This is a genomic window from Albidovulum litorale (genome assembly GCF_025751495.1).
GTDB classification, from domain to species: domain Bacteria; phylum Pseudomonadota; class Alphaproteobacteria; order Rhodobacterales; family Rhodobacteraceae; genus Albidovulum; species Albidovulum litorale.
This window is the reverse complement of record NZ_JAOWKZ010000003.1, coordinates 209,279-234,891: the sequence shown is the minus strand read 5'-3', so window position 1 is coordinate 234,891 and position 25,613 is coordinate 209,279. Positions and strand designations below refer to the sequence as shown.

Genomic DNA, 25,613 nt, shown 5'->3' with positions numbered 1-25,613 from the left:
AAAAGGCGCCGCAGAACCGGCGCCCGTCTTCAGAATTTGACCAGCCTCAGCTGCCCCAGGTGCGGATCGGGCCGCAATCCATATGGACGAAGTTGGAGCGGCTGTACTTGCCGACGCCGCCGGCTTCGCAGGCCGATGCCGCGCGATACATCTGGCTGACCGACCGCGACCGCAGCCGAAGATCCGCCGCCTGCGCCTTCATGTGCAAAGAATTCTGCGCCACCCGCCGCGACTTCGAGCGCAGCATCGCGTTCGTCTGCGCCGTGCGGTAGCCCGAAAGCAGCATGTAGGGTTCGCTGACATCCAGAAGCCTGTGAGAGGCGGCAGCGATGTCGATCATGCGCGGGTCAATATCCTTGGTCTGATCCGACCGCCAGTCGCGCATGAAATAGGTGATCTCGTTCAGGGCCTCGGGAACATATTCGCCTTCGATCCAGTAGATCGTGTCGATGCTTTCCCCAGTCCGGCCCGAATACATGCGGATGCGGCGGACGTCGCCCGCGCCACGCAGCAGACCGAAGGCGTTGGAGCATGTCGGAGCGGCGACTACTGCGGTCGCAGCGAAGGCCGCAAGAAGTCCACGCCGAGAGAAACCCGAGGTCGAATGATCTGTCATGGCTTGACGCCTGTCCCGTGTGTTTTCGCCGCCTTATCAGCGGCTTTTATTGCACAATCCCCAAGTGCTGCCACTTTATGGCACAAGACGATTCCCGCGCCAACCGGGCAATTGTCCCCGGATTGGAATTTCAAGCGTCATCGGCGAGATTTCGCTGAAAGCGATTCTGCGTGGTTTTTCTGCAATACAATTCCGATTGTCGTTGCCGAAATGCGACAATGAAATGAGGGTCAGGGGCGGGATGACTGTTTCGTTAATGGACTTGAAGGCCGAGTTTCCCGAAACTGCATGAAACAGGCGAAGACGGCTTGAGGGGAACGGTCATGACGATGGCGCTGCGCGCACAGACACTGGATAATCTACGCCATGTGGCCTCGGTCGCCGCCATACTGCTCATCGGGCTTACCGGTGCGGCGCAGGGCGAGGGGCTCGCGTTTCAGCAGGCCGTTGCCGAAAGCGCCGCATCGGACCCGGCAGTTGCCGCGTTCTACCGCGAACGGGATTATGCGCCGCTCTGGACGTCGGGCAAGGATGCCGCCCGGCGCGAGGCGTTGTTCCGCGCCTTGGCCTCTGCAGGCGATCACGGACTGCCTGCAGGCCAGTATGGGGATGCCGAATTACGCGAGCGGTTCGCGGCCTTGTCATCCGAGCGTCAGCGCGGGCGGCTCGAAGTGGCTGTGACCGAAGCCTTTCTTCACTACGCCAAGGATGTCCAGACCGGGGTGCTTGTTCCGGCCAGCGTCGATCCCGGGATCGTGCGCGAGGTGCCCTACCGAGATCCGCTTGCCACTTTGCGGGGCCTCGCTGCGGCCGAGCCGCGGGCCTATCTGCGGTCGTTGCCGCCGCAGTCGCGCGAATACGAACAGCTCCGCCGCGCCATGTTCAGCCTCACTGACACCATCGCTGCGGGCGGCTGGGGTGCCCCCGCTGATGGCACGAAACTTGAACCCGGCGACAGTGGGGCGGCGGTAATCTCGCTTCGCGACCGCCTGATCCGGATGGGCTATCTGCACCGCACGTCGACGCAGGATTACGATGGCGCCATACAGAAGGCGGTACAGCGGTTCCAGATCGAACACGGGCTCGCACCCGACGGTGTCGCCGGTCCCGGTACACTGACCGAAATCAATGTTTCGCCTGAAACACGGCTGCATTCCGTGCTCGTCGCGATGGAGCGGATGCGCTGGATGAACGGCATATCGCTCGGCAAGCGCCATATCTGGGTTAACCTGCCGGATTTCACCGCCAAGGTGGTTGATGACGGCAAGGTCACGTTTGAAACTGTGACGGTCGTCGGCATGAACCAGCATGACCGCCGCAGTCCGGAGTTTTCCGACCAGATGGAACACATGGTCGTGAATCCGACCTGGAATGTGCCGCGGTCCATCACGGTCAAAGAATATCTGCCGATGCTGCAGAAGAACCCGAACTCGGTCGGTCATCTGAAGATCACCGACCGGCGGGGGCAGGTTGTCGATCGCACCCAGGTTGATTTCACCCAGTTCACGGCGCGGAACTTCCCCTTCGCAATGTCGCAGCCGCCATCGAACTCGAATGCGCTCGGCCTTGTGAAGTTCATGTTCCCCAACAAGTGGAACATCTATCTTCATGATACGCCGTCGAAATCGCTTTTCGCCAAGGAGGTGCGCGCCTTCAGCCATGGCTGCATCCGGCTCGGCAAGCCTTTCGATCTCGCCTACACGCTGCTGGCGCGTCAAAGCGATGATCCGCAGGCAGAGTTCCGCCGCCACCTGAATACTGGCCGTGAAGTGACGGTGCCGCTTACGCAACCGGTGCCAGTGCATCTGGTCTACTTCACCGCCTGGCCTTCGGCACGGGGGGAGATTGAATTCCGCCGCGATGTCTATGGACGGGACGGGCGGATTTTCGACGCACTGGTGGCCGCCGGGGTGGTCTTGCCAGAACTTCGGGGCTAATTCTGTCGCCGGGGCCACTTGGGTCCGGCGCAGGAGGGTCCGATGCAACAATCTTTTTCGGTCGCAGAGATTGCCGAGGCGCTCGGTGCCCCTGCCGAGGGCGACCTCGACCTGCGGATATACGGTGCCGCGGAACCTGCGACGGCCGGACCGGATCACCTCGCCCTGGCGATGGACCCGAAATATGCCAGTGGCCTTGCCCAGGGGAAAGCGCGCGTCGCGGTTTTGTGGCAGGATGCCGATTGGCGGGCCTTGGGTTTGAAGGCGGCGATTTTCGTGGCCCGCCCGCGCGTCGCGATGTCCGTGATCACGAAACGTCTGGACCCGGGCCCGGCAATCGCTCCGGGCATACATCCCACGGCGATTGTTGGTGCAGGGGCGAGCATCGGCGAAGGAGCTGCGATCGGTCCCTATACGGTGATCGGTGAAAGCGTTGAGATCGGCATGGGCGCACGGATCGCGGGTCAAGTCACCATCGGCGCAGACAGCCGGATCGGCGTGAACGCATTGATCCATTCCGGTGCCCGCATCGGCCGCAATGTACGGATCGGCGACCGTTTCATCTGCCAACCCGGTGCGGTGATCGGCGGTGACGGCTTTTCCTATGTCACGCCCGAAAAATCGGGCGCCGAGGAAGTGCGGGAGAAACTTGGCCAGCAGACCGAGATACGCAAACAGAAATGGTCGCGCATCCATACGCTAGGCGGGGTAGAGATTGGCGACGATGTGGAGATCGGATCAAACGCCACAATCGACGCGGGCACCATCCGCGCCACGGTGATCGGCAACGGCACCAAGCTCGACAATCTCGTTCACCTTGGCCACAACGTCGTCGTGGGCGAGGATTGCCTGCTCTGCGGCCAGACGGGCATTGCAGGATCGGTGAAAATCGGCGACCGCGTCATCCTCGGCGGCCAATGCGGCGTCGTCGACAATATCTTCATTGGCGACGATGTCATCGCGGGTGGGGGCACCAAGATCCTCTCGAACGCCCCTGCGGGCCGCGTGCTTCTCGGTTATCCGGCCATCAAGATGGAAACCCATGTCCAGGCGTGGAAGAATATCCGCCGTCTCGGCCGACTTTTCGAACAGGTCGCCGAACTTCGTGAAGCCGTTACACGTCTGGGGCAGACAGGGCGCAAAGACGTGGAGGATGACGGTGAGCGTTAAGGACCGGGTGATCGCGATCATCGCCGAACAGGCGGTTCTCGATGTGGATCAGGTCAGCCCCGAGATGCGGCTGGACGAATTGGGGATCGACAGCCTTGGCCTCGTCGAAGCGATCTTCGCGATCGAAGAGACGTTCGACATCACCGTTCCCTTCAATGCCAACGCCCCCGAAAAAAGCAGCTTCGACATGTCTTCGGTCGCCTCGGTGATCGCGGCGGTCGAGGATCTGGTGGCGCAATCGGCATGAGGCGCGTGGCCATTACCGGCGCGGGCACGATCAACGCGCTTGGCCATGATGTCGCAACCACGCTCACCGCGATGCGCGAGGGGCGCTGCGGCATCGGTCCGTTGGAGTTCCGCGATGTCGACCGGCTTCAGATCCGCATCGGGGGACAGGTCCGGGGATGGGAGGCTGAGGCCCATTTCAACCGCCAGGATCTGGCGCTCTTCGACCGCTTCACCCAGTTCACTATGATCGCCGCCCGGCAGGCGGTCGCCCAGTCCGGGCTCGATTTCTCGGGCCGCCTCGGGCTCGAATGCGGGGTCGTGCTCGGCACCGCTGGGGGCGGGGTGAACACCTGGGACGAAAACTACCGGACAGTCTATGAGGACGGAAAGAACCGGGTCCATCCCTTCGTCGTGCCGAAACTGATGAACAATGCCGCCGCCAGCCATGTCAGCATGGAATGGAACCTGCGCGGCCCTTCATTCACCGTCGCCACGGCCTGCGCCTCGTCCAACCACGCGATGGGGCTTGCCTTTCAGATGGTCCGTTCAGGCGCGGCGCGGGCGATGATCACCGGTGGGTCTGAGGCGATGCTGTGCTTTGGCGGCATCAAGGCCTGGGAAGGGCTGCGGGTCATGTCCAAGGACGCTTGCCGCCCCTTCAGCGCCAACCGCAACGGCATGGTGCAGGGCGAGGGGGCAGGGGTCTTTGTGTTCGAGGACTGGGACCACGCGGCCGCACGCGGCGCCGATATTCTGGCCGAGGTGGCGGGCTTTGCCATGAGTTCCGATGCCGCCGATATCGTGATGCCAAGTCAGGCAGGGGCTGAGCGGGCGATCTCGGGCGCCTTGCGCGATGCGGGGCTGAACCCGGCCGATGTCGGATACGTCAACGCCCACGGCACCGGGACGGCCGCCAATGACAAGACCGAATGCGCCGCCGTCGCCCATGCTTTCGGTGCCGACGCCGACCGGCTGATGATCTCTTCGACGAAGGCGATGCATGGCCATTTGATCGGCGGGACCGGCGCGGTGGAGCTGCTGGCCTGCATCATGGCTTTGCGCAACGGTGTGATCGCGCCCACCATCGGTTATGAAGAGCCGGACCCGGAATGTGCGCTCGACGTGGTGCCGAATGTCGCGCGTGAGGCAAAGGTTGGCGCGGCCCTGTCGAATGCCTTCGCCTTTGGGGGGCTGAACGCGGTGATCGCGCTGAAAAGGGCCTGATCCGGAAACCGGGGGCAAACGTGGACGATTCATGTGCTCCCATGACAAACGCCGCCCCGAAGGGCGGCGTTCGATTCTTCCTACCGCTGTAGGCAGGTCTTATTCGGCCTTCGGCATTGCCGCCTGCACGGCTTCGAAACCGGCGGTGAAGCCGCTCAGCGACATTTCGACATCTACGGTGCGCGAGGGGTCGGCAACCGGAACAACCGTCAGCGTCGCAGCATTGCCTTTGCGGAACGCGTTCAAATCATCTTCGGTCAGACCCATGCGGGCGACGCAGCCCACTTCGGCGCAGAAGGTGAAATCGAAGCGCTTGGTCTTGCCGCTGTCGATGGTGAGGTTGAGCTTCTGGGTCAGCAGCGTTTCCAGGGGCACGATCACGGTGGCGCCGGCAACGGCCTCACCGCCTTCGGGCAGCGGCAGAAGGGTCATCTCCATGATCGGGTTGCCCGTCTCCTTGTCTTCGAGCAGTTGGTAAAGCTGGCAGGGCTCCGGGCCTTCCTCTACCTTAACGCAGCGCAGTTGCCAGTCGCCGAAGCTCTCCTTGACATAGGGTTCGGGCGCGGTGGCCGGCGCCACGGCGGGCGAGGTCGGCTGTTCGGTCGTCTCGGGCGCAGCCGTTTCCTGCGCCGCAAGCGGCATGGCCAGGGTCAGCGCGAAAAGCATCGAGAGCGTTTTGGGAAATGCAGGCATTTTGGGTCCGTTGATCCTTCTCGTGAAGTTCGGCCCGGGCTTATCATGTGCCGCGGGGCATGTCAGCGGACAAAAGCGTGAAAGCGGCAATCCGCCTATGTTGGAAGCTGCCGCAACGTCACCCGGGATATGCCCGTCGCGTCAATAAAAAAGGGCCCCGTGCGGGGCCCTTCTTCAATCTTTCGCTCCCTGTCGGACAGGCCGACTTAGTCATTGGTCGGCACGCTATTCAGTTCGCCCCGATGCGTCAACCGGAAAAATTGCCGGACGCACAAATTTGATTTTGCACGGAAAAAGACCGCGCCGTTGCGGGCGCGGCCAGTCTGACAGGGAGGAAGTAAATCCGGGCGAAGAGGATTGCGGCCCGGATGCAATCGAGACTGGCATGGCGGGGTTAAGATTGTATTGTGGCACCGCCACGGGTTTGAGTGAGGGGGCAGGACGTGTTGACAGAGGCCGGGATTTTCGTGGGCGGTGGTGGCGAAGCCTATGCTACGCCGCAAGAACTCTTGTTGAAATTCGGCAATCGCCACGGGCTGATCGCCGGGGCGACGGGCACGGGCAAGACAGTCACGCTCCAGATACTTGCAGAAGGTTTCTCTGCCGCCGGCGTTCCAGTCTTTCTCTCGGATGTGAAAAGCGATCTCGCCGGGCTTGCGGTGGCAGGATCGGCGGACGCAAAGCTGCATGACGCCTTCATGAAACGCTGTTCGACCATCGGCTACGACCTGCAATATCAATCTTTCCCGGTGGCGTTCTGGGACCTCTTTGGCGAGTCGGGCACCCCGATTCGGACGACCGTAACCGAGATGGGGCCGCTCCTGCTGTCGCGCCTCATGGATCTCTCGGAAGCCCAGGAAGGGGTACTGAACATCGCTTTCCGGCTGGCGGATGAGGAAGGCCTGCCGCTCCTCGACCTCAAGGATCTTCAGTCGATGCTGGTCTGGATCGGCCAGAACGCGGACGAGATCGCCCTGCGCTACGGCAACGTGGCATCGGCGACGATCGGTGCGATCCAGCGCCAGTTGTTGGTGTTGGAAAATCAGGGCGGCACGCGTCTTTTTGGCGAACCGGCGCTGGAGCTTTCCGACATGATCCGCACCGCCACCGACGGCCGCGGTCAGATCAACATCCTTGCCGCCGACAAGCTGATGGCTTCGCCGCGCCTCTATGCGACCTTCCTGCTCTGGCTTCTGTCGGAGTTGTTCGAGGAACTGCCCGAGGTCGGCAACCCGGACAAGCCGAGATTCGTCTTCTTCTTCGACGAGGCGCATCTTCTCTTTGACGACGCGCCAAAAGCGCTGATCGACAAGGTGGAACAGGTGGCGCGGCTGATCCGCTCCAAGGGGGTAGGGGTCTTCTTCATCACCCAGAATCCGGCGGATGTGCCTGACGATGTTCTCGGCCAGCTCGGCAACCGGGTGCAGCACGCGCTCCGCGCCTTTACCGCGAAAGATCAGAAGGAACTGCGAAGCGCCGCCCAGAACTACCGCCCCAATCCCCGCTTCGACACCGAAACCGCGATCAAGGAGGTCGGCACCGGCGAGGCTGTGACATCGTTTCTCGAGGCCAAGGGCGTGCCCTCGGTCGTCGAGCGCACACTGATCCGCCCACCCGCCAGCCAGCTTGGCCCGATCACGCCCGAAGAGCGTCGCGCGGTGATCCAGTCCTCGGGCCTTGGCCTGAAATACGACAAGGTGATCGACCGCGATTCCGCCTTTGAGCGGCTGCAGGCCCGCGCCGCGGAGGCTGCCGAGGCCGCCGCGCGCGCTGAGGAGGAAGAGGAGCGATTGGAAGAAGAGGCCCGCCGCGAGAAAGAGGCGCGCCGCTACGATGACCGCGCTACCGGCCGGTCAACCTCGCGTCGCCGGTCCTCGCGTTCCGACAGCCTCGCCACCGCCTTCGGCAAGAGCCTCGTCCGCCAGCTTGGAACCAAGACGGGTCAGGCGCTGGTGCGCGGCATTCTCGGCTCGCTCTTCAAGTCGCGCTGAGCAACTGGGCGCGCAAGGGCTGGCCGTAAAGGTCGGGTGAAGGCCCCGCGCGCCCGTGCCATACGTTTTGCAGACGCTTCGCCGACGCCCGGCCGACCGATGTCAGCGCATCCTGAGCGCGCCGTCGAGGCGGATCACCTCGCCGTTCATATACCCGCATTCGACGATGAAACCGGCAAGGGCGGCATATTCCGCCGGATCGCCGAGCCGCTTGGGGAAGGTGACTTCGGCAGCCAGACTATCCTGCACATCCTGCGGCAGTCCCTTCATCATAGGCGTCGCGAAAATGCCCGGCGCAATGGCGCAGACGCGTATACCCTGGCCCGCCAGATCGCGGGCGACGGGCAGAGTCATTCCGACGATCCCACCTTTTGAAGCCGCATAGGCCGCCTGGCCCTTCTGACCGTCAAAGGCGGCGATGGACGCGGTATTCACAATCACCCCGCGCTCCGGCCCCGGATTCTCGGCCATCGCGGCAGCGGCGAGGCGCAGCATATTGAAGCTGCCCACAAGGTTGATGTCGACGGTTCTGCGAAAGCTTTCCAGCCGGTGAGGACCCTCGCGCCCGACGGTCTTTTCCGCGGTCGCGATCCCGGCGCAGTTCACCAGAACGTCAATGCGCCCCATTGCCTTCATCGCCGCGTCAATGCCCGCCTTGGCAGAGCCTTCATCGGTCACGTCGACTTCGGCAAACCCGGCATGGATCCCTTCGGCGAAAGCCGCGCCACCTGCGTCACGATCGAGGATCATCACCGCGGCACCGGCCCTGCGAAACGCCTCGGCCGTTGCCGCGCCAAGCCCGGATGCGCCCCCGGTGATCACAGCAGCAGAAATGGAAAGCTTCATCGCGGTCTCCGAAATTAAATGAACATTTGTTCAAAAATAACATTTGCCGGGCCTTGCTGTCCAGAGCGGCAAGAACCAGCCGATAACAGTCATTCATGGCTGGTTTTCGCGCAGCCAGGGCAGGTCTTTGCCGATGGTTATCAAGCGTTTGTGAGGCGCCCTTTGGGCAGCTTCGATGTAAACTATGTAACGCTCACCGGTGACGGTCTGATCGGTCCACCTGAAGGATCGGAACCAAAGTCCATCCGTCGCGCCGGAATGACATGAGCAGATATGGAGTTTGAAATGCACATGCTGACGAAGACTGCCCTTGGCATGGCGCTTGTCGGCGCGTTGTCCGCCCCAGTTTTGGCCGGAGGTCTGACAGAACCGCTTCCCGAAGCGCCCGTTGCGGCGCCTGTTGCACCGGTTGTCGTAGGCACGGACTGGACCGGCGCCTATATCGGCGGCCAGCTTGGCTATGGCGATGTGAATGCGACCGGGCTGGATGGCGATGGCGTAACCTATGGCCTGCGCGGCGGTTATGACTGGGACTTCGGCAACTGGGTTCTGGGGGTCGGCGCGGATTATGACTGGACCGATATCGACCTTGGCGGGGCGGGTGACACGCTCGATTCTGTGGCGCGGCTGAAACTGCGGGCCGGCGCCGATCTGGGCCGTGCACTGGTCTATGGCACCGCGGGTGCAGCCCATGCCAAGGCCGATGTCGGTGGCAGCAGCCTCTCGGATACCGGCTGGTTCGCCGGTGTAGGTGCGGATTACCTGATCACCGATCAGTGGACCGTGGGGGCAGAGGTTCTGACCCATCAGTTCGACGATTTCGACAATTCCGGTGTGGATGTCGATGCGACGACCGCATCGGTGAATGTCGGCTTCCGGTTCTAGTCCCGGTCAGTGATTAGGGAGCGGGGGGGGTGGCCCCCGCTACCACCGCCCGCTGGCGCCGCCGCCGGAAGATTTTCCACCACCAAATTCGCCCCGATCGGATCTCCGCCTTCGCCCGGTCTGCGTCTTCATGGCTCTCGGTTCCCGATCCTCGCGAAAGTCGCAGTGGCGGCAGGAGATCCGGTGAAGTTCCAAAGGCAGCCCGTCTACATCCGATGCGGGTCTGATCCCACGTTCGCTGTGCAATCCGCGCCTCCCGCAACTGGGGCACCGGCGAAACCGGGTCATCCCGTCGCCGATCTTACGCCCGAAGAGGCCATATAGGGCGATCCCGGCGAAGGCGAGGCCGAAGAGCCAGCCGTCGAAGCGTTCGAACAAGCCGGTGTCCCCGTCAGGCGCGCCACCGGTGACACCGGCTTCGGTGTTGGGCAATGCGACGCGGTCAATTAGTTCGACAACGCCGCGCTCAATCCCCTCGCCATAGTCGCCGTCGCGGAAATACGGAACCATGTCGGTGCTGACGATATCCTGCGCGATCACGTCATATCCCTGATCATAGGCAGAGCCGAGCTGGATGCGGGTCTCGCGGTCATCACTGACCACAAGCATCAGGATGCCGTCATTTCGCGTGGCGTCTCCGATGCCCGAGTCGTTGAACAGACCCATCGCGAATTCCGCAAGATCTCCGGCCGCGTCGTAGTCCTGCCGGGACCTGATCGTGACGACGGTCATCTCGACCCCGGTCTGCGACAGAAGTGCCGACAGCGCGGCGCGGGTTCCGTCTTCGGTTTCTGCATCAACGAGATCGGCAAGATCGTTGAAATGAAGGTCCGCAACTGCGGGATAGTCATTGGCCGTTGCGGGCCCCGCCCAAGGAAACAGGATGATGCAGAACAGGGCGCAAAATCGCCACATGAGGAGCCTCCATGTCTGGCGCCAGACCTGTCGGGATTCCCGACGCCATTTCATCATGACACCGTATTGGGATCAGTCAAATGACGGTTGGTACGCAGTAGTGCCGCTGGGAAAACCCGTTCTCGTTCGGTGGTTTGGCGGAAAAACCGCAGATGCGGTACGCGCGATGCCCAAAAATCGTTGCAAAACCGCCGCGCATTTCCGGGACGCAATGCGCCCATCCCAACTATTAACCAAAAGCAGGCAAATATCGGCCATGATTGAATATGAAACATGCGGGGGCTGGTGAACTTGATTCGCCGGTTGGATCACTGAAGGAGTGTGTGATGCGATTGCGCGATCTGTTTATTCGAGTCTCATCGTTGCTGCTTGTCGTCTTTCTGGCGGCTTGCGGCGGCCAGTTCCGCACCAGCTATGATGCGCCGGTTTCTGCCGCTGACTGGCGGGTTACCGACGTCAATGTTTCGGTTCCCGCGACGCTAACGGTTTCGGAGGCCGAGGTCTTTGTTCCCAACGCTGATATTGTATGGCGGGAAGACCCGGCAGGTGACCGGTATGCACAGGTGGCCGCGCTGATGGAAAACGCGATCCGCAAGGGCGCCGCCGGAACCAAGGGCAGCCGCGCGGTCCATCTGGATGTCACCATGTTGCGGTTCCATGCGATGACGTGGAAGGCCGAGACACAGGCCCCTGCCGGCGTTCACAATGTTGAGTTCATGATCACAGTGCGGGATGCGCGAACCGGCGAGGTTCTGGCAGGACCGGACAATATCGAGGCCTCTTTGCGCGCGATGACCGGGGCCGAAATGGCCGCGGCGCGTGGCCGAGGCGAAACACAGAAGTCCCAGATCAGCGCCCATGTCGCGCGCACCGTTGCCGGATGGCTTGGCATTGGCGCAGACCCGCGGACGGAGTTTTCCAGCGTCGGGGCTTGATCTGAATTCGCACCATCAGGCGGCGCATTTAGAACAGGGGCAACGCTCAGCCGGGCGTTGCCCTTTCGTTTTGATAAAGCCAGACGGATTTGGCGAACTATCGTGCCGCCCGCGTCCGCGGATCCGCCAACCGTTGTTTGGCCAGAGCGCCTCAATGAATTGCTGTGCCGGTGGCCGGAACTCGCTTGGATAGTCTTGGCAGAATTGGGAAAGTGCATTATGCAAAAGCCCATGAAGGTAAACGGCACCATCTGCATTTGCTGCATTACCGGCTGACATAAGTCAGGCGGGCCGTTCTTCTGTTTCCATCGAACCGAGAGACTGGTAAGCCCGCCGCCGGGATGCGTGCGCAAGGGATATAGGCATGACCGAGATCAGGCTCACCAATACGAAGACCCGCAAGAAAGAGGTCTTCGCGCCCATCGACCCGAATAACGTGCGGATGTATGTCTGCGGGCCGACGGTTTATGACCGCGCCCATATCGGCAATGCGCGGCCCGTAATCGTCTTCGACGTGCTCTTCCGGCTGCTGCGTCACGTCTACGGGGACGACCACGTCACCTATGTGCGGAACTTCACCGACGTCGACGACAAGATCAACGCCGAAGCTCAGCGCCGCAAGGATGCGGGCGACCCGCGCACGCTGGAGGAGCTCATCCGAGAGCGCACGGATGAGACGATCCGCTGGTATCACGACGACATGGGCGCGCTCGGCAACCTGACACCGTCAGCCGAGCCACGCGCCACCGAATATATCGGCCAGATGATTGCGATGATTTCCGACCTGATTGCCAAGGGCCACGCCTATGAGAAAGAGGGTCACGTCCTCTTCCGTGTCCGCTCCTATGAGGCTTATGGCAAACTCTCGGGCCGCTCGGTCGATGACATGATCGCGGGCGCGCGCGTCGAGGTGGCGCCCTTCAAGGAAGACCCCATGGATTTCGTGCTGTGGAAGCCCTCCACCGACGACCTGCCGGGCTGGGAGAGCCCATGGGGACGTGGCCGCCCCGGCTGGCATATTGAATGCTCGGCGATGAGCCACGAACTGCTGGGTCAGTCATTCGACATCCATGGCGGCGGCATCGACCTGCAATTCCCGCACCACGAGAACGAGATCGCCCAGTCGATGTGCAGCCACCCTGAGGCCGAATTCGCCCGGGTCTGGATGCACAACGAGATGCTGCAGGTCGAAGGCAAGAAGATGTCGAAATCGCTCGGCAACTTCTTCACTGTGCGCGATCTGTTGGAAGGCAACTGGTCCGGCGGCTGGAAGGTTCCGGGCGAGGTGATCCGGTTTGTATATCTTGGTACGCACTATTCCAAGCCAATGGACTGGACCGACGAGAAGGCACATCAAGCCGAGGCGACACTGCGGAAATGGCGAGCGATGACCAATGAGGTTAGGCCGACCGCTAATCCGGCCTCCAGTGTCGTCGAGGCAATTGCAGACGATGTAAACACTGCGGGTGCTATTGCGGCACTGCACGCTTTGGCGGCGTCTGGAGACGCCGCCGGCCTGAAGGCGTCGGCAGCGCTGCTGGGGCTTCTCGGGGATGAGCAGGGGGCCTGGGCGGTGAGCGAAGGTCCGGACGCTGCGGTTTCGGCGTTGATCGAAGAACTTCTGCAGGCTCGATTGAACGCCCGCAAGGCAAAGGATTTTGCCCGTGCTGACGCGCTCAGGGACGGCTTTGCGGCTGCGGGTGTCGTGGTGAAGGACACACCTCAGGGTGTGGAATGGGAAATCGCGAAGGGCTTCGACTTGTCAAAACTTGAGGCGCTCAGATGAATCCGGAACGCCTCTACCTCTACGATACCACTTTGCGTGACGGGCAGCAGACGCAGGGCGTGCAGTTCTCGGTTCCCGAAAAGCGTCAGATTGCCGAGGCGCTCGACGCGCTTGGCATCGACCATATCGAGGGTGGCTGGCCCGGGGCCAACCCGACCGACAGCGAGTTTTTCGAGAACCGCCCCGAAACCCGCGCCACCTTCACAGCCTTCGGCATGACCAAGCGGACAGGGCGCTCGGCCGAGAATGACGACACGCTCGCCGGGGTCCTGAACGCGGATACGCCCGCCGTTTGCCTTGTCGGAAAAACCCATGACTTCCACGTCACGACCGCGCTCGGCATCACGCTTGACGAAAACCTCGAAAACATCGGCGCCTCTGTTGCCCATCTCGTCGCGAAGGGCCGCGAGGCGATCTTTGACGCCGAGCATTTCTTTGACGGTTACAGGGCCAACCCGACCTACGCGCTCGACTGCCTGAAGGCGGCGCTTGAGGCCGGTGCCCGCTGGATCGTGCTCTGCGACACCAATGGCGGCACCTTGCCCGCCGAAATCGGCCGCATCACCGCCGAGGTCATCGCTGCGGGCATTCCCGGCGACCATCTGGGCATACACACCCATAACGATACCGAAAATGCCGTCGCCGCGAGCCTTGCCGCCGTCGATGCGGGCGCGCGGCAGATTCAGGGTACGTTGAACGGGCTCGGAGAGCGTTGCGGCAATGCCAATCTGACGGCGTTGATCCCGACGCTTCTCTTGAAGGAACCCTATGCCAGCCGGTATCAGACAGGTGTTACGAAGGACGCGCTGAAAAACCTCACCCGGGCGAGCCGGATGCTCGACGATATCCTGAACCGGGTGCCGCTGCGCTCTGCCGCCTATGTCGGCGCGTCGGCCTTTGCCCACAAGGCCGGGCTGCACGCGAGCGCGATCCTCAAGGATCCGACAACCTACGAACACATCAATCCCGCCCTTGTCGGAAATGAACGCGTGATCCCGGTGTCCAATCAGGCGGGTCAGTCGAACCTGCGCATGCGCCTTGCCGCAGCCGGGATCGAGGTCGCGCCGAAGGATCCGACCCTGTCGCGCATCCTTGAGATCATCAAGGAGCGGGAGGATCAGGGTTACGCGTATGACGGTGCGCAGGCCTCGTTCGAACTGCTCGCGCGGCGGGAGCTTGGCCTTTTGCCCGACTTCTTCGAGGTCAAACGCTACCGCGTCACCGTCGAGCGGCGGAAGAACAAGTACAACCGTATGGTGACGCTCTCGGAGGCAGTTGTCGTTGTGAAGATCGGCGGCGAAAAGACCCTGTCAGTCAGCGAAAGCATGGATGAGACGGGCAGCGACCGGGGCCCGGTCAACGCACTGGCCAAGGCGCTCGCCAAGGATCTTGGCCCCTATCAGGCGGCGATCGATGACATGAAGCTCGTCGATTTCAAGGTGCGGATCACGCAAGGCGGCACCGAGGCCGTGACCCGCGTCATCATCGACAGCGAGGACGGGGCGGGGCACCGCTGGTCCACGGTCGGCGTCAGCCCGAACATCGTCGACGCCTCGTTCGAGGCGCTTCTTGATGCGATCACCTGGAAGCTCGTCCATGACGGTGTGACGCCGGCATGAGCGAAGAGGCATTTTTCACGCTTCACCGAGGAATTCCCCGGCAGGGACCGGGGACGGCTGAGGACGTTCTCTGGGTGCTGGAACAGATCGACCCGCCCGCGCAAATCATCGATGCAGGGTGCGGCCCCGGCGCGGATATGGAGGCCTTCGCCACGACCCTGCCCAAGGTGGAAGTGGACGGTTTTGACATAGTGCCCCATTTCGTCGAGGAGGCGCGCGACCGGCTCAGCTGTTTTGGCCCGCGCGTCCGGGTTTGGTGCGGTGATATGGAAGCGATCACCGGCCAGGCTGACCTTATCTGGTCGGCGGGCGCGGTGTACTTTCTTGGCATCGAGACGGCCCTTACCCGCTGGCGTTCGGCGCTTGCGCCGCGGGGCGTCATCGCCTTTTCCGAACCGGTCTTTCTGACCGATCCGCCGTCGAAAGCTGCCGAGTCTTTCTGGGCCGACTGTCCCGGCGTCGGTACGGCGGACAAGATCGCCTCGCGCGTGGAAAGCGCAGGCTTCAGGACACGCGCCACGCGGGTCATCACCGGGCGCGCCTGGCTCGACTATTACCTGCCGCTGATGTCGCGTGCCGCGCGGCTCAGGATCGGGGCGGGGCCGGATCTGGCCCGCGAACTCGACGCGGCGGAGACCGAGTTTGCGGGCTGGCGTGCCGCGCCGACCGAGATCGCCTACCTTCTGAGCATCGTGGAGCCGGCATGACCGACGCCTGCGCCTCACTGGTTGAGGAGGGCGATCCCGACCGGTTCGCCGCGACCATGGCGGCGCCCGCCGCAGTGCGGTGGAAACTCTGGCCGCTTTACGCCGCCAATCTTGAAATCGCCCGCGCTCCTTGGGCCGCATCCGAGCCGATGGTGGCCGAGATGCGGCTGCAATGGTGGATCGACACAATTACTGATCTCGCCGCGGGATTCGACCGGCCCGGCCATCCGGTGACCGAGTGTCTTGCCCCCATGTTGCAGGGCGACCCCACGCTCGCGCCACTTTTGGCCGAGATCGCCGAAGCGCGGCGTTGGGATTGCTGGCGTGATCCATTCGAGGATCGCGAAGCCTTCGAGGCCTACCTCGACCAGACCTCGGGCAATCTGATCTGGGCCGCGGCCCTCACGCTCGGTGCGCCGTCTTCATGCGAGGGACCGGTGCGCGACTTCGCCTGGGGGGCGGGGCTGGCTGCGTACTTGCGCGCCGCGCCGGAACTGGAGGCGCGCGGACGTTTCCCCTTTGCAGATGGACGGCCGGAAACGCTGCGGGCACTCGCCACCGAAGGCCGTGCCCGCATCGCCCGGGCGAAAGCAGCGGCCATTCCCCGCATCGCCCGGCCCGCACTTTGGTCCGGCGCCACGGCCGATGCGGTCTTGAAACGGGCAGAGCATGACCCGTGCCGCATTGCCGATGGCAGGCTTAACCTCTCCCCGCTCGCCCGCAAATGGGCGCTTCTGAACCGCGCGATGACCGGCCGCTTCTAACGCCACTTTCTGTCTTGTAGTACTCCGGGGGGGCCGGGGGCTGGCCCGCGGTCCCGCCTCAGCCCCGAGGTCTGAGCACCAGCCAGATCAGCGACCCGCCCGCCAGAACCAGAAACGGCAGCATGGCGAGATTCACGGCCTGCCACCCCGCGATAACACTCGTCCCGGAGCAGTTCATCAGGCCGCCGGAGGCCAGCGAAGCCATCGTCACCCCGCCAAAAACCACGAGGTCATTGATCCCCTGAATCCGACCCCTTTCCTCGGGTGCGTGGGCCGAGGCGAGAAGTGTCGTCGCGCCGATGAAGCCGAAGTTCCAGCCGAGACCGAGAAGGATCAGCGCGACATAGAACTGTTCCAGTTCGACCCCCGACAGGGCAACCGCCCCGGCGCCTGCCAGGATGGCAAGGCCCGTGCCCATGACCGCCGGCGGACCGAAGCGCGCGATGAGATGACCCGTGAAAAAGGAGGGGATGAACATCGCCAGCACATGGGCCGAGACGATATCGGCGGCATCGCCTTCCTCAAATCCGCAACCGACGACGGCGAGCGGGGTCGAGGTCATGACGAGGTTCATCAGCGCGTAACTCACCATCGCGCAGATCATCGCGACAAGGATCGTCGGGTCGCGCAACATCTCTGCCCGGCTTCGCCCCATCGGCTCGCCATCGCGCCGCCTTGGCGGTCGAGGAATGTCGAGCAAAAGGAAGAGCCCCGCACCGAGAATGTTCAGGATCGCGATCGCCAGATAGGTGCCGAGGAAGGCAACAGGCAAGGCGTCCGTGGTGAGTTTAGCGATCTGCGGTCCCACGATGGCCGAGGCGAGTCCCCCCGCCATAACCCAGGAAATCGCTTTGGGTCGGAAAGTGTCCGACGCCGTATCGGCGGCGGCAAACCGGTAAAACCCCTGCGCCGACATGTAGATACCGGTAAGGAAAGACCCCGCAAGGAAGATCAGGAACGAACCCAGATACAGACCGGCCGCGCTGACGGCTGCGCCCACCGCGCCCCCCGTCGTGCCGAGCCAAAACCCCGCCCGTCGGCCAAAACGCCCCATCAGCGCAGACATAGGTGTCGCCATCAGCATCGACGACAGAACGATCATTGTGATGGGCAGCGTGGCGAGGCAGGGATTTGGCGACAGCATCTGCCCCGACAATCCCCCGACGATGAAGACCATTGGCATCTGTGCCCCAAGCACAGCCTGCGCGAGGATCAGAACGAAGACGTTTCGCTTTGCTCGGTGCGAATAGTCGGGCAGGGGGGCAGTGACTTCCATGCTGACTGCCTAATCCCGCATCACCGCGTTCCGCAAGCGCGACCTTGTCGCGGGTACAATTTGTCGCTCCTGCCCCAGCACCAGTTCCGGCAGCCTATCGTTTCAGGATCAGCCGGTCCGGCCGCAACGTCATCTCGAAGCGGCCGAGATACCTCATCCCCAGAAGCGAGGTATCAAGTTCGCCACCATTCACGACAGCCGGTAGGTTGGTGTCCGTAAGGCCGCCGAGCGTGAAGCTCTCCAGCCGGACGGGGGCAGTTTCCACCATTCCGTTCGCCGTCATCGCGCTGCCGAAGAAGTTCAGCCTGTCCGGGTCCAGCCCGACGCGTTCGGCGTCGCGGCGGTTCAGCACGATCTCGCTTGCCCCGGTATCGACGACGAACAGGATCTTGGCGCCGTTGATTTCTGCCGCAAGGTAGAAATGCCCGTCATCGGCCACCGGGACTTCCAGAGTGTTCCCCCTGACTACGGCTTCGGTCGGATAGGCGCCGCGCCTGACATCGCCCCAGACGCCCGCAATGGCGATCGCGCCGAGGAAAATCAGCGCCCAGATTGCCGCCTGCTGTGCGGTCTTGCCCAGCCGGTCGCGGTTTTGCATCAGGAAATAGCCTCCGACCGCCGCGCCGAGCAAAACGAGATAGATGAGCCGGGGAAGGTCTTCGCTGTCCATGTCTCAGATGAGCCCGGTGCCCTTGACGCCGTCAACGACGAACTGAACCGAGAGGGCGGCGAGCAGCATTCCGAGAAGCCTCGTGATGACCAGCAGTCCGGTCCGGCCGATAGCGCGTTCGATCGTCCCGGCGGCGAGGAAGAAGAGGAAGGACACGGCGACGACTGTGATCATCACGCCATGAACGGCCAGCGTGTGGGCCACGCCCGAGGCAGGGGAATTGTTCACAAGCAGGATCATCGTGGTAAAGGCGCCCGGCCCGGCGATGAGCGGTGTGGCCAGCGGAAAAACGGATGGATCGTGATCTGGGTCCGCGTGTTGCCCTTCGCGCCGTTGGGTGCGCCGTTCAAAGAGCATGTCGAGCGCGGTAACAAAGAGAAGAATCCCGCCTGAGATCTTGAAGGCGGGCATAGTGATGCCGATGACAGCGAGGATCTTGTCGCCAAGTAGCCCGAAAAGTGTAAGCAGGATGATCGCAATGACGCAGGACCGCAGTGCCAGACGGCGGCGGCGGCGGTCCTCCATCCCCTGCGTGAGCGCAACGAACAGGGGCGTCAGCGCCAGAGGGTCGATGATCACGAAAAGCGTGACAAAGGCGGTTATGTAGAATTGCAGTTCCATCGCTCAGGCCTCCGCCAGTTCCAGCTTTTCCGCTGCTTTCAGCCAAAGGGCCTCGGCGCGGTCCAGCCCCTCCATCACCTCGGCGTATTTCTTCTGCCAGACGACCGCTTCGGCGGGACGGTCGTAAAGCTCCGGATCGGCCAGCTTCGCGGCAAGTTTGTCGCGCATTTCATTCAGTTTGGACAGCCTTTCCTCGCATTTGCGCAAGTCTGATTTCAGGGCAAGGATCGTGTCGCGCGAGGGGCGCGGGGCCTTGTCCTTCATCCTCTCGGCCGGTTTCTCGGTCTCGTCGCCCGCCAGAAGCTCCTTGCGGTAGCTTTCCAGATCGCCGGAATAGGGCGCGACCGCGCCACCTTTGACCAACCAGAGACGGTCGGCGACGAGGCCCAGAAGGTGCATGTCGTGGCTGACGAGGATGACCGCACCGGAATATTCGGTCAGCGCCTCAACCAGCGCCTCGCGCGATTCAATATCGAGGTGGTTCGTCGGTTCGTCGAGAATCAGCAGATGCGGCGCGTCGATCGTGGCCAATAGGAGCGAGAGCCGCGCCTTCTGCCCGCCCGAGAGCCGCGCGACGACTGTATCGGCCTGATCCGCGCCAAGGCCGAACCCCGCAAGCCGCGCACGCAATTTGGGCTGTCCCTCGGTGGGCCTCAGCCGCATGATGTGCTGCAAGGGCGTTTCATCAAGATGCAGTTCATCGACCTGATGCTGGGCGAAATAGCCGATACGCAGCTTTGATGAGCGGACGATCTTGCCTGCGCAAGCTTGAAGTTTGCCCGCCAAGAGTTTGGAAAGCGTTGATTTTCCCTCGCCGTTCTTACCCAGAAGCGCGATCCGGTCGTCCTGGTCGATGCGCAGGTCGAGTCGCTTCAGAACCGGTGGACCGTCATAACCGACCGCCGTCCCCTCCATCGTGATGATGGGTGGCGAAAGCTGTTCGGGTTCGGGGAAGGTGAAGACGACCTTCTTCGCCTCTTCTGGCGCAAGGATCGGCGTCATCTTTTCCAGCATCTTCACGCGCGATTGGGCCTGCACGGCCTTCGACGCCTTGGCCTTGAACCGATCGACGAAGCTTTGCAGATGGGCGCGTCGTGCCTCCTGCTTCTTGGCCTCGGCGGCCTGCACCGCGCGCTGTTCGGCTCGTTGACGCGCGAACTGGTCGTAAGGCCCGTTCCAGAACGTCAGCTTGCGGTTCTCCAGATGCAGGATCGCGCCGACGGCCCGGTTCAGAAGGCCGCGGTCGTGGCTGATGATGATGACGGTATGAGGATACTTCGCCAAATAGCTTTCCAGCCAGAGCGCGCCTTCGAGGTCGAGGTAGTTCGTGGGTTCGTCGAGAAGAAGCAGGTCGGGCTGGGCGAAAAGCACGCCCGCCAGCGCCACCCGCATCCGCCAGCCGCCCGAGAAGTCCGAACAGGGACGTCGCTGGTCTTCGTTATCGAAACCAAGCCCCTTCAGGATTGCCGATGCCCGCGCCTCGGCCGACCAGGCGTCGATATCCGCAAGGCGGTGCTGGATGTCGGCGATCCGGTGCGGGTCAGTGGCTGTTTCCGCCTCGGCCATAAGCACTGCGCGTTCGGTATCTGCCGCCAAAACCGTGTCCAGAAGCGAGGTCGACGAAGACGGCACCTCTTGCGCGACGCCTCCGATCTTCGCCCGCGCGGGCAGGGAAATCGCCCCGCTTTCGAGCGCAAGTTCGCCGCGGATCAGACGGAAAAGCGTGGTCTTGCCTGCGCCGTTGGCGCCGACAAGTCCGACCTTGTGACCGGTCGGAACGGTCGCGGACGCGCCCTCGAACAAGGGGCGGCCTTCTACGGAATAGGTTATGTCACTGATCCTGAGCATGGCCGCGCCATATCAGAGCGTTGGGGCGGCGAAAAGCACATGTGCTTCATCTTGCCGGAAATACTCATACCGAAGGCGTCCCCGCACAAACAGGCGCCAAAAAAGCATCGCGTCGGGACGGCGCGGACGTGGGATCAGATGGAAAAAGAGGTGCCGCAGCCGCAAGAAGATGTGGCGTTCGGATTTTCGACCACGAAGCGCGCGCCGATCAGTTCCTCGGAAAAGTCGATGACAGCGTTCGCGAGGAAGGGCAGGGAGACCGCGTCGATCAGCACCTTCTGGCCGCCGCCTTCCAGAACCAGATCGTCGGGGGCGGGATCGTCTAGCCGGATGTCATACTGAAACCCCGAACAACCGCCACCCTCGACCGCGACCCGCAGGGCCTTGGCCTCACCGGTGCCTTCATTGATCTCGGCCAGCCGCGCAAAGGCGCGGGGCGTCACTTTCGGCGGCAGGGTCAGTTCCATTGGCAATCGCCCGTGTCAATTCCTCAATGACCATCATATATGATGGGGTGAGTAAGACGACAAGAACAGGCACCATGACCCTTGCCCCCTATGCCTGCCAGCCCGATGAAAGCCGCGGCAGGCGCTATTCCGAACGCATGTCCACCTTCCGTTCGCCCTTCCAGCGCGACCGCGACCGGATCATCCATTCCTCGGCCTTCCGGCGGCTAAAGCACAAGACACAGGTGTTTGTCGAACATGAGGGCGACTATTACCGCACCCGCCTGACCCATACGATCGAGGTGGCGCAGGTAGCGCGCACCATCGCCGGCACGCTGGGTCTGAATGTCGAACTGGCCGAGGCGGTGGCACTCGCCCATGACCTTGGCCACCCGCCCTTCGGCCATACGGGTGAGGATGCACTGCATGACCTCATGGCGCCCTATGGCGGCTTCGATCACAACGCGCAAGCGATCCGCATCGTCACAAGGCTGGAACGCCACTACGCCGATTTCGACGGGCTGAACCTGACATGGGAGACGTTGGAAGGCATCGCCAAGCACAACGGTCCGGTCATCGGCCCACATGCAAGCGGTTCGCATGCGGTCAAGGACGGGGGCGAGATGCCATATGCCTTGGCCGAGTTCAACGCGGAGTACGATCTGGAACTGCACACCCATGCCTCGGCCGAGGCGCAGGTGGCCGCCGTTGCCGACGACGTTGCCTATAACCACCACGACCTGCATGACGGGTTGCGCGCGGGCTTGTTTAGCGAGGCCGATCTGTTGGAGCTGCCGGTGACGGGGCCCTGTTTCGAGGAGGTGGACAAGCTCTACCCGAACCTAGATCCAACGCGCCGGCGGCATGAGGCTTTGCGCCGGGTTTTCGGCGTGATGGTTGAGGATGTGATCGCCGTGGCGCAGAACCGGCTGACCTCCAGCCAACCACAATCGGCGCAGGCGATCCGCGACATGGACGGGCCGATCATCCGCTTTTCCAAGCCGCTCTACCAGAACCTGAAAGCGATCAAATCCTTCCTCTTTACCCGCATGTACCGGGCGCCCTCGGTCGTCGAGGAACGCAAGCGGGTGACGGCGATGATCAATGACCTATTTCCGCTGTTCATGAACGATCCGGCGCTCCTGCCCGCTGAATGGCGCGCCGATGTGGCCAGGGTGCGGAACGAGACCGAACTTGCGCGCGTCGTTCTCGACTATGTCGCGGGCATGACGGACCGCTTCGCGATACAGGAACACGAGAGGCTCTGCGGCTAACCGGGAACGGCGGGTTTTTGCGGACCAAGTCGAGCCTGTCGCACAGATCAGCCCCCTGACGCGGAGCCCGATTTCTTCAAAAGAAACCGGACCGGAAACTTTGTAAGTTTCCGGCGCACCGGAACGCAGTCATCTTGGGACGGAAAACCCTTCTCCACTGGTGTGCTAGAGGTTTCCTACCCGCCCTGCTTTTCATCCTTTGCCCGACCGAGAATGTAGCCCGCGATTGTGCCGATCAGACCGTAGACTGCCGAGCGGTCGGCGATGCTCGTATCCGGGATGAATGAGATCATCACCACGGTCGGAATCACAAGGCAGACAGTCAGGATACGAATATTGTTTTCGGCCAGGGCCACATTGTGGCGGACCATGACATAGCCCTCGAGAAAGAGGGCAATGGCGGCGATCCCGATCACGCCGACCAGCGCGATGGTCTGGTGCATGGTGACAACTTCATCCATGGCAACAATCCTATTTCCAATGTGAAAACCGAAATAATCTAAGCAGATTACCATGGCAGCACGGTGCGGCCAAACCAGCCAATGGCCTTGCCTTCCGCGCCGGGGCCGGATCAAACTCGCCAAAAGTTTCGTGCGGAAGGAGCAGCAATGACAAATTCGGACAGGGTGGCGGTGATCACGGCGGGTGGCAGCGGTATGGGTGCGGCTTCGGCCCGCAGGCTGGCGGCCGATGGCTATCGGGTCGCGATCCTGTCCTCGTCTGGTAAGGGCGAGGCGCTGGCGGCTGAACTGGGTGGTTTCGGCATCACCGGGTCGAACCAGTCGAACGACGATCTCGCGCGGCTGATCGACGGCACGATGGAGCGCTGGGGGCGGATCGACGTTCTGGTGAACTCGGCGGGTCATGGACCGCGCGCCCCGGTGCTCGATCTGACGGACGAGGACTGGCACAAGGGGATGGAGGTTTATTTCCTGAACGCGGTGCGGCCCGCGCGCCTCGTCACCCCGCATATGCAGACGCAGAAGGGGGGCGTGATCCTCAACATTTCGACCTTCGCAACGTTCGAACCTGACCCGACTTTCCCGACTTCAGGTGTCTTTCGCGCAGGCCTTGCCGCGTTCACAAAGCTCTTCGCGGACAAATACGCGCCCGACAATATCCGCATGAACAACATCCTGCCGGGCTTCATCGACAGCCTGCCCGAGAAGGAAGAGTTCCGCACCCGCATTCCGATGGGCCGCTATGGGCACGAAGCAGAGATCGCAGCGACCGTGGCCTTCCTCGCATCAGAAGGAGGCGGCTACATCACCGGCCAGAACATCCGCGTCGATGGCGGCATCACGCGGTCGGTCTGAGCCATGGCGATTGAACAGGCCGCCGGAGGCTTGAGCCCGGTCATGGCCTTCGCGCTGGTTGGGGCGCTCGGCGTTGGCAGCCAGTGGATCGCCTGGCGGCTGCACCTGCCCGCCATCGTCCTAATGCTGGTGGCAGGCATGATCGTCGGGCCGGTTTTCGGTCTGCTCGACCCCGTGCGCGACATTGGCGAGATCACAAGGCCGATGATCTCGCTCGCCGTCGCAGTGATCCTGTTCGAGGGCGGATTGACGCTGGATCTGCACAAGCTCGGCGATGCGCGGCGCGGTGTCATGCGCCTCGTGCTGATCGGGGCACCGCTCGGCTGGCTGCTTTCCACGCTCGCCTTGCGTTACGGCGCAGGGCTGGGATGGGAGGCCTCGGCGGTTTTCGGCGGCATCATGGTGGTGACCGGCCCCACGGTCATCGCGCCGCTTCTGCGGCAGGCGCGCCTTGCCCGTCGTCCGGCGCAACTGCTGCAATGGGAGGCGATCGTCAACGACCCGATCGGGGCGATGGCGGCGGTTCTTGCGTTCCAGATCGTGCTGGTCCTGCATACCGGCGCCACGGCGTCTGAGGCCTTCGGCCACCTCGCGCTCGGCATCGGCTTTGCCACGATGATCGGCCTTGCCGCCGGGTATGGCACGTCTTGGGCATTCTGGCGGGGCAGGGTGCCGGAATACATGAAGGTGCCTGTCCTTTTCGCCGTCCTGCTTCTGGCCTTCGCGCTCTCGGACACGGTGTTGCATGAGGCGGGCCTTTTGGCCGTTACCGTTATGGGCCTTGTCATCGCCAATGCCGACCTGCCGAGTTACGAGGAACTCAGGCGCTTCAAGGAACATGCGACGATTCTTCTGGTCTCTGGGGTCTTCATCCTGCTGGCCGCTTCGCTCGATTTCTCGACACTCGGCGCGCTCAACTGGCGGGCAGGGCTTTTTATCGCGGCCGTTGTGCTGATCGCCCGGCCCCTGACGGTTCTCGTCTCGCTGATCGGAACCGATCTGCCGTGGAATGAACGCTTGCTCATTGCCGCGACCGGCCCGCGCGGCGTCGTGCTGGTGGCGGTGGCGGGTCTTTTCGGCGACCGGCTGGCGGCGGCGGGAATCGCCGACGGGGCGCTGATCGGTCCGCTGGCCTTCCTTCTGGTCCTTGCCACCGTCGTGCTGCATGGCTTCGGGCTCGCCCCGCTTGCGCGGCATCTGGGGCTGGCGGGGGCCGATCAGCCAGGCATTCTCTTCATCGGCGGTTCGCGCTTCACGACGGGCTTGGCGGAATGCCTGAAAAAAGCCGGTGCGCCTGTGCTAATCGCCGATCCGAACCATGGTCATCTGATCCGCGCCCGTGCCGCGGGGATCAAGACATTCTATGGCGACATCCTGTCGGAAGCCGCCGAACACCAGGTGGAGCTTCTGAGCTATCGGACCCTTGTCGCGGCGACCGACAACGATGCCTACAACACGCTGGTCGCCACCGATTTCGGCCCTGAATTCGGCCGTGACAATTGTTGGCAGATTGCGCGGGCCAAAGCCGGTAAGTCGCGACATGCATTGCCCACCCAACTTGGTGGCCGCCCCTTCGGCGAAGGACGCGGCTTTGACGGGTACGAAGACCTGCTGCTCAAGGGCTGGACTTTCCGCATGACGAAACTCAGCGCAGAGTTTACCCAAGGCCAGTGGCGCGAAAAACGCCCCGAGGCCGTTCTCGTGGGTCATCTCGATGCCGCCGGTTCCTTTCGGCTGACCAAAGGCGATACCGACCCGAACCTCGGCACCGGTGCCCGCGCTATTGCTCTTCTTCCGCCGGAGGCTGCCGGGCAAGCCTCCTGATCTTCTTCTGTTGCCAAATACC

24 protein-coding genes are annotated in these 25,613 nt (G+C 62.7%); 14 read left to right on the top strand and 10 right to left on the bottom strand.

Going from position 1 to position 25,613, the window contains the following annotated elements; translation table 11 throughout:
* Positions 1 to 46: 46 nt before the first annotated feature.
* Complete coding sequence (locus OEZ71_RS11975) at positions 47 to 616, bottom strand: YcbK family protein (RefSeq protein ID WP_263740227.1); 570 nt, start codon at positions 614 to 616, stop codon at positions 47 to 49.
* Positions 617 to 939: 323 nt separating this feature from the next.
* Here OEZ71_RS11975 and OEZ71_RS11970 point away from each other — a divergent pair, with 323 nt between their 5' ends.
* Genes OEZ71_RS11970 through OEZ71_RS11955 form a run of 4 tightly spaced genes read left to right on the top strand, consistent with a single transcriptional unit; the run spans position 940 to position 5,175 of the window.
* On the top strand, positions 940 to 2,553 hold the full coding sequence (locus OEZ71_RS11970; protein WP_318527836.1) for a L,D-transpeptidase family protein: 1,614 nt from the start codon (positions 940 to 942) through the stop codon (positions 2,551 to 2,553).
* Positions 2,554 to 2,595: 42 nt separating this feature from the next.
* Complete coding sequence (gene lpxD / locus OEZ71_RS11965; RefSeq protein WP_263740226.1) at positions 2,596 to 3,723, top strand: UDP-3-O-(3-hydroxymyristoyl)glucosamine N-acyltransferase; 1,128 nt, start codon at positions 2,596 to 2,598, stop codon at positions 3,721 to 3,723.
* Entirely contained in the window at positions 3,707 to 3,970 is a 264-nt protein-coding gene (locus OEZ71_RS11960; RefSeq protein WP_263740225.1) for an acyl carrier protein, read from the top strand. Before lpxD ends, OEZ71_RS11960 begins: the two co-directional genes overlap by 17 nt.
* Positions 3,967 to 5,175, top strand: coding sequence for a beta-ketoacyl-[acyl-carrier-protein] synthase family protein (locus tag OEZ71_RS11955; protein ID WP_263740224.1), 1,209 nt, complete (start codon positions 3,967 to 3,969; stop codon positions 5,173 to 5,175). Before OEZ71_RS11960 ends, OEZ71_RS11955 begins: the two co-directional genes overlap by 4 nt.
* A 99-nt stretch (positions 5,176 to 5,274) precedes the next feature.
* Here the strand turns inward: OEZ71_RS11955 and OEZ71_RS11950 are convergent, their stop codons facing one another.
* Positions 5,275 to 5,868 carry an invasion associated locus B family protein gene (locus tag OEZ71_RS11950; RefSeq protein WP_263740223.1) on the bottom strand — a complete coding sequence of 198 codons (594 nt, stop codon included), beginning with the start codon at positions 5,866 to 5,868 and terminating at the stop codon, positions 5,275 to 5,277.
* 443 nt (positions 5,869 to 6,311) lie between these two features.
* Here OEZ71_RS11950 and OEZ71_RS11945 point away from each other — a divergent pair, with 443 nt between their 5' ends.
* Positions 6,312 to 7,859 (top strand): helicase HerA-like domain-containing protein, encoded by a 1,548-nt coding sequence (locus OEZ71_RS11945; RefSeq protein WP_412175629.1) that lies wholly within the window; start codon positions 6,312 to 6,314, stop codon positions 7,857 to 7,859.
* Between the two features lie 102 nt (positions 7,860 to 7,961).
* Here OEZ71_RS11945 and OEZ71_RS11940 read toward each other — a convergent pair whose 3' ends face one another.
* Positions 7,962 to 8,705, bottom strand: a complete 744-nt coding sequence (locus OEZ71_RS11940; protein ID WP_263740222.1) for an SDR family NAD(P)-dependent oxidoreductase — start codon at positions 8,703 to 8,705, stop codon at positions 7,962 to 7,964.
* Between the two features lie 291 nt (positions 8,706 to 8,996).
* On the opposite strand from OEZ71_RS11940, the gene OEZ71_RS11935 reads away from it, so the two are divergent.
* Positions 8,997 to 9,590, top strand: a complete 594-nt coding sequence (locus OEZ71_RS11935) for an outer membrane protein (protein WP_263740221.1) — start codon at positions 8,997 to 8,999, stop codon at positions 9,588 to 9,590.
* 39 nt (positions 9,591 to 9,629) lie between these two features.
* Here OEZ71_RS11935 and OEZ71_RS11930 read toward each other — a convergent pair whose 3' ends face one another.
* Positions 9,630 to 10,505: a TPM domain-containing protein gene (locus OEZ71_RS11930; RefSeq protein WP_263740220.1), complete on the bottom strand. Its 876-nt coding sequence runs from the start codon at positions 10,503 to 10,505 to the stop codon at positions 9,630 to 9,632.
* A gap of 326 nt (positions 10,506 to 10,831) precedes the next feature.
* Here OEZ71_RS11930 and OEZ71_RS11925 point away from each other — a divergent pair, with 326 nt between their 5' ends.
* The 5 genes from OEZ71_RS11925 to OEZ71_RS11905 all read left to right on the top strand — a co-directional run bounded on the left by OEZ71_RS11925 (position 10,832) and on the right by OEZ71_RS11905 (position 16,316).
* The gene (locus OEZ71_RS11925) at positions 10,832 to 11,440 is read left to right on the top strand and encodes a DUF6778 family protein (RefSeq protein WP_263740219.1); all 609 of its coding nucleotides are present in this window, start codon (positions 10,832 to 10,834) and stop codon (positions 11,438 to 11,440) included.
* 364 nt (positions 11,441 to 11,804) lie between these two features.
* Positions 11,805 to 13,226, top strand: coding sequence for a cysteine--tRNA ligase (gene cysS / locus OEZ71_RS11920; protein ID WP_263740218.1), 1,422 nt, complete (start codon positions 11,805 to 11,807; stop codon positions 13,224 to 13,226).
* Positions 13,223 to 14,845 carry a citramalate synthase gene (gene cimA, locus OEZ71_RS11915; protein ID WP_263740217.1) on the top strand — a complete coding sequence of 541 codons (1,623 nt, stop codon included), beginning with the start codon at positions 13,223 to 13,225 and terminating at the stop codon, positions 14,843 to 14,845. Before cysS ends, cimA begins: the two co-directional genes overlap by 4 nt.
* Positions 14,842 to 15,552 carry a class I SAM-dependent methyltransferase gene (locus OEZ71_RS11910; RefSeq protein WP_263740216.1) on the top strand — a complete coding sequence of 237 codons (711 nt, stop codon included), beginning with the start codon at positions 14,842 to 14,844 and terminating at the stop codon, positions 15,550 to 15,552. Before cimA ends, OEZ71_RS11910 begins: the two co-directional genes overlap by 4 nt.
* Positions 15,549 to 16,316 carry a squalene/phytoene synthase family protein gene (locus OEZ71_RS11905; RefSeq protein ID WP_263740215.1) on the top strand — a complete coding sequence of 256 codons (768 nt, stop codon included), beginning with the start codon at positions 15,549 to 15,551 and terminating at the stop codon, positions 16,314 to 16,316. Before OEZ71_RS11910 ends, OEZ71_RS11905 begins: the two co-directional genes overlap by 4 nt.
* A 58-nt stretch (positions 16,317 to 16,374) precedes the next feature.
* On the opposite strand, the gene OEZ71_RS11900 is transcribed toward OEZ71_RS11905, so the two are convergent.
* The 5 genes from OEZ71_RS11900 to OEZ71_RS11880 all read right to left on the bottom strand — a co-directional run bounded on the left by OEZ71_RS11900 (position 16,375) and on the right by OEZ71_RS11880 (position 21,198).
* Positions 16,375 to 17,592: an MFS transporter gene (locus OEZ71_RS11900; protein ID WP_263740214.1), complete on the bottom strand. Its 1,218-nt coding sequence runs from the start codon at positions 17,590 to 17,592 to the stop codon at positions 16,375 to 16,377.
* 94 nt (positions 17,593 to 17,686) lie between these two features.
* Positions 17,687 to 18,262 (bottom strand): retropepsin-like aspartic protease family protein, encoded by a 576-nt coding sequence (locus OEZ71_RS11895; protein ID WP_263740213.1) that lies wholly within the window; start codon positions 18,260 to 18,262, stop codon positions 17,687 to 17,689.
* 3 nt (positions 18,263 to 18,265) lie between these two features.
* On the bottom strand, positions 18,266 to 18,883 hold the full coding sequence (locus OEZ71_RS11890) for a MarC family protein (protein WP_263740212.1): 618 nt from the start codon (positions 18,881 to 18,883) through the stop codon (positions 18,266 to 18,268).
* A 3-nt stretch (positions 18,884 to 18,886) separates the two neighbouring features.
* Positions 18,887 to 20,731 (bottom strand): ABC-F family ATP-binding cassette domain-containing protein, encoded by a 1,845-nt coding sequence (locus OEZ71_RS11885; RefSeq protein ID WP_263740211.1) that lies wholly within the window; start codon positions 20,729 to 20,731, stop codon positions 18,887 to 18,889.
* Positions 20,732 to 20,865: 134 nt separating this feature from the next.
* Complete coding sequence (locus OEZ71_RS11880; protein WP_263740210.1) at positions 20,866 to 21,198, bottom strand: HesB/IscA family protein; 333 nt, start codon at positions 21,196 to 21,198, stop codon at positions 20,866 to 20,868.
* A gap of 74 nt (positions 21,199 to 21,272) precedes the next feature.
* On the opposite strand from OEZ71_RS11880, the gene OEZ71_RS11875 reads away from it, so the two are divergent.
* Complete coding sequence (locus OEZ71_RS11875; RefSeq protein WP_263740209.1) at positions 21,273 to 22,451, top strand: deoxyguanosinetriphosphate triphosphohydrolase; 1,179 nt, start codon at positions 21,273 to 21,275, stop codon at positions 22,449 to 22,451.
* 176 nt (positions 22,452 to 22,627) lie between these two features.
* Here OEZ71_RS11875 and OEZ71_RS11870 read toward each other — a convergent pair whose 3' ends face one another.
* Positions 22,628 to 22,912, bottom strand: a complete 285-nt coding sequence (locus tag OEZ71_RS11870) for a hypothetical protein (RefSeq protein ID WP_263740208.1) — start codon at positions 22,910 to 22,912, stop codon at positions 22,628 to 22,630.
* A 147-nt stretch (positions 22,913 to 23,059) separates the two neighbouring features.
* On the opposite strand from OEZ71_RS11870, the gene OEZ71_RS11865 reads away from it, so the two are divergent.
* Positions 23,060 to 23,767 carry an SDR family oxidoreductase gene (locus tag OEZ71_RS11865; RefSeq protein ID WP_263740207.1) on the top strand — a complete coding sequence of 236 codons (708 nt, stop codon included), beginning with the start codon at positions 23,060 to 23,062 and terminating at the stop codon, positions 23,765 to 23,767.
* A gap of 3 nt (positions 23,768 to 23,770) precedes the next feature.
* A complete protein-coding gene (locus tag OEZ71_RS11860; RefSeq protein WP_263740206.1) occupies positions 23,771 to 25,591 on the top strand; it encodes a cation:proton antiporter in 1,821 nt (606 codons plus the stop codon).
* Positions 25,592 to 25,613 lie beyond the last annotated feature (22 nt).

Coding starts and splice junctions, on each gene's coding strand:
- OEZ71_RS11895 (WP_263740213.1), bottom strand. CDS start 18,262: ATGGACAGCGAAGACCTTCCCCGGCTCATCTATCTCGTTTTGCTCGGC.
- OEZ71_RS11880 (WP_263740210.1), bottom strand. CDS start 21,198: ATGGAACTGACCCTGCCGCCGAAAGTGACGCCCCGCGCCTTTGCGCGG.
- OEZ71_RS11890 (WP_263740212.1), bottom strand. CDS start 18,883: ATGGAACTGCAATTCTACATAACCGCCTTTGTCACGCTTTTCGTGATC.
- OEZ71_RS11925 (WP_263740219.1), top strand. CDS start 10,832: ATGCGATTGCGCGATCTGTTTATTCGAGTCTCATCGTTGCTGCTTGTC.
- OEZ71_RS11935 (WP_263740221.1), top strand. CDS start 8,997: ATGCTGACGAAGACTGCCCTTGGCATGGCGCTTGTCGGCGCGTTGTCC.
- OEZ71_RS11905 (WP_263740215.1), top strand. CDS start 15,549: ATGACCGACGCCTGCGCCTCACTGGTTGAGGAGGGCGATCCCGACCGG.
- OEZ71_RS11930 (WP_263740220.1), bottom strand. CDS start 10,505: ATGTGGCGATTTTGCGCCCTGTTCTGCATCATCCTGTTTCCTTGGGCG.
- lpxD (WP_263740226.1), top strand. CDS start 2,596: ATGCAACAATCTTTTTCGGTCGCAGAGATTGCCGAGGCGCTCGGTGCC.
- OEZ71_RS11860 (WP_263740206.1), top strand. CDS start 23,771: ATGGCGATTGAACAGGCCGCCGGAGGCTTGAGCCCGGTCATGGCCTTC.
- OEZ71_RS11960 (WP_263740225.1), top strand. CDS start 3,707: ATGACGGTGAGCGTTAAGGACCGGGTGATCGCGATCATCGCCGAACAG.
- OEZ71_RS11955 (WP_263740224.1), top strand. CDS start 3,967: ATGAGGCGCGTGGCCATTACCGGCGCGGGCACGATCAACGCGCTTGGC.
- OEZ71_RS11970 (WP_318527836.1), top strand. CDS start 940: ATGACGATGGCGCTGCGCGCACAGACACTGGATAATCTACGCCATGTG.
- OEZ71_RS11975 (WP_263740227.1), bottom strand. CDS start 616: ATGACAGATCATTCGACCTCGGGTTTCTCTCGGCGTGGACTTCTTGCG.
- OEZ71_RS11865 (WP_263740207.1), top strand. CDS start 23,060: ATGACAAATTCGGACAGGGTGGCGGTGATCACGGCGGGTGGCAGCGGT.
- OEZ71_RS11885 (WP_263740211.1), bottom strand. CDS start 20,731: ATGCTCAGGATCAGTGACATAACCTATTCCGTAGAAGGCCGCCCCTTG.
- cysS (WP_263740218.1), top strand. CDS start 11,805: ATGACCGAGATCAGGCTCACCAATACGAAGACCCGCAAGAAAGAGGTC.
- OEZ71_RS11940 (WP_263740222.1), bottom strand. CDS start 8,705: ATGAAGCTTTCCATTTCTGCTGCTGTGATCACCGGGGGCGCATCCGGG.
- OEZ71_RS11900 (WP_263740214.1), bottom strand. CDS start 17,592: ATGGAAGTCACTGCCCCCCTGCCCGACTATTCGCACCGAGCAAAGCGA.
- OEZ71_RS11910 (WP_263740216.1), top strand. CDS start 14,842: ATGAGCGAAGAGGCATTTTTCACGCTTCACCGAGGAATTCCCCGGCAG.
- OEZ71_RS11875 (WP_263740209.1), top strand. CDS start 21,273: ATGACCCTTGCCCCCTATGCCTGCCAGCCCGATGAAAGCCGCGGCAGG.
- cimA (WP_263740217.1), top strand. CDS start 13,223: ATGAATCCGGAACGCCTCTACCTCTACGATACCACTTTGCGTGACGGG.
- OEZ71_RS11950 (WP_263740223.1), bottom strand. CDS start 5,868: ATGCCTGCATTTCCCAAAACGCTCTCGATGCTTTTCGCGCTGACCCTG.
- OEZ71_RS11870 (WP_263740208.1), bottom strand. CDS start 22,912: ATGGATGAAGTTGTCACCATGCACCAGACCATCGCGCTGGTCGGCGTG.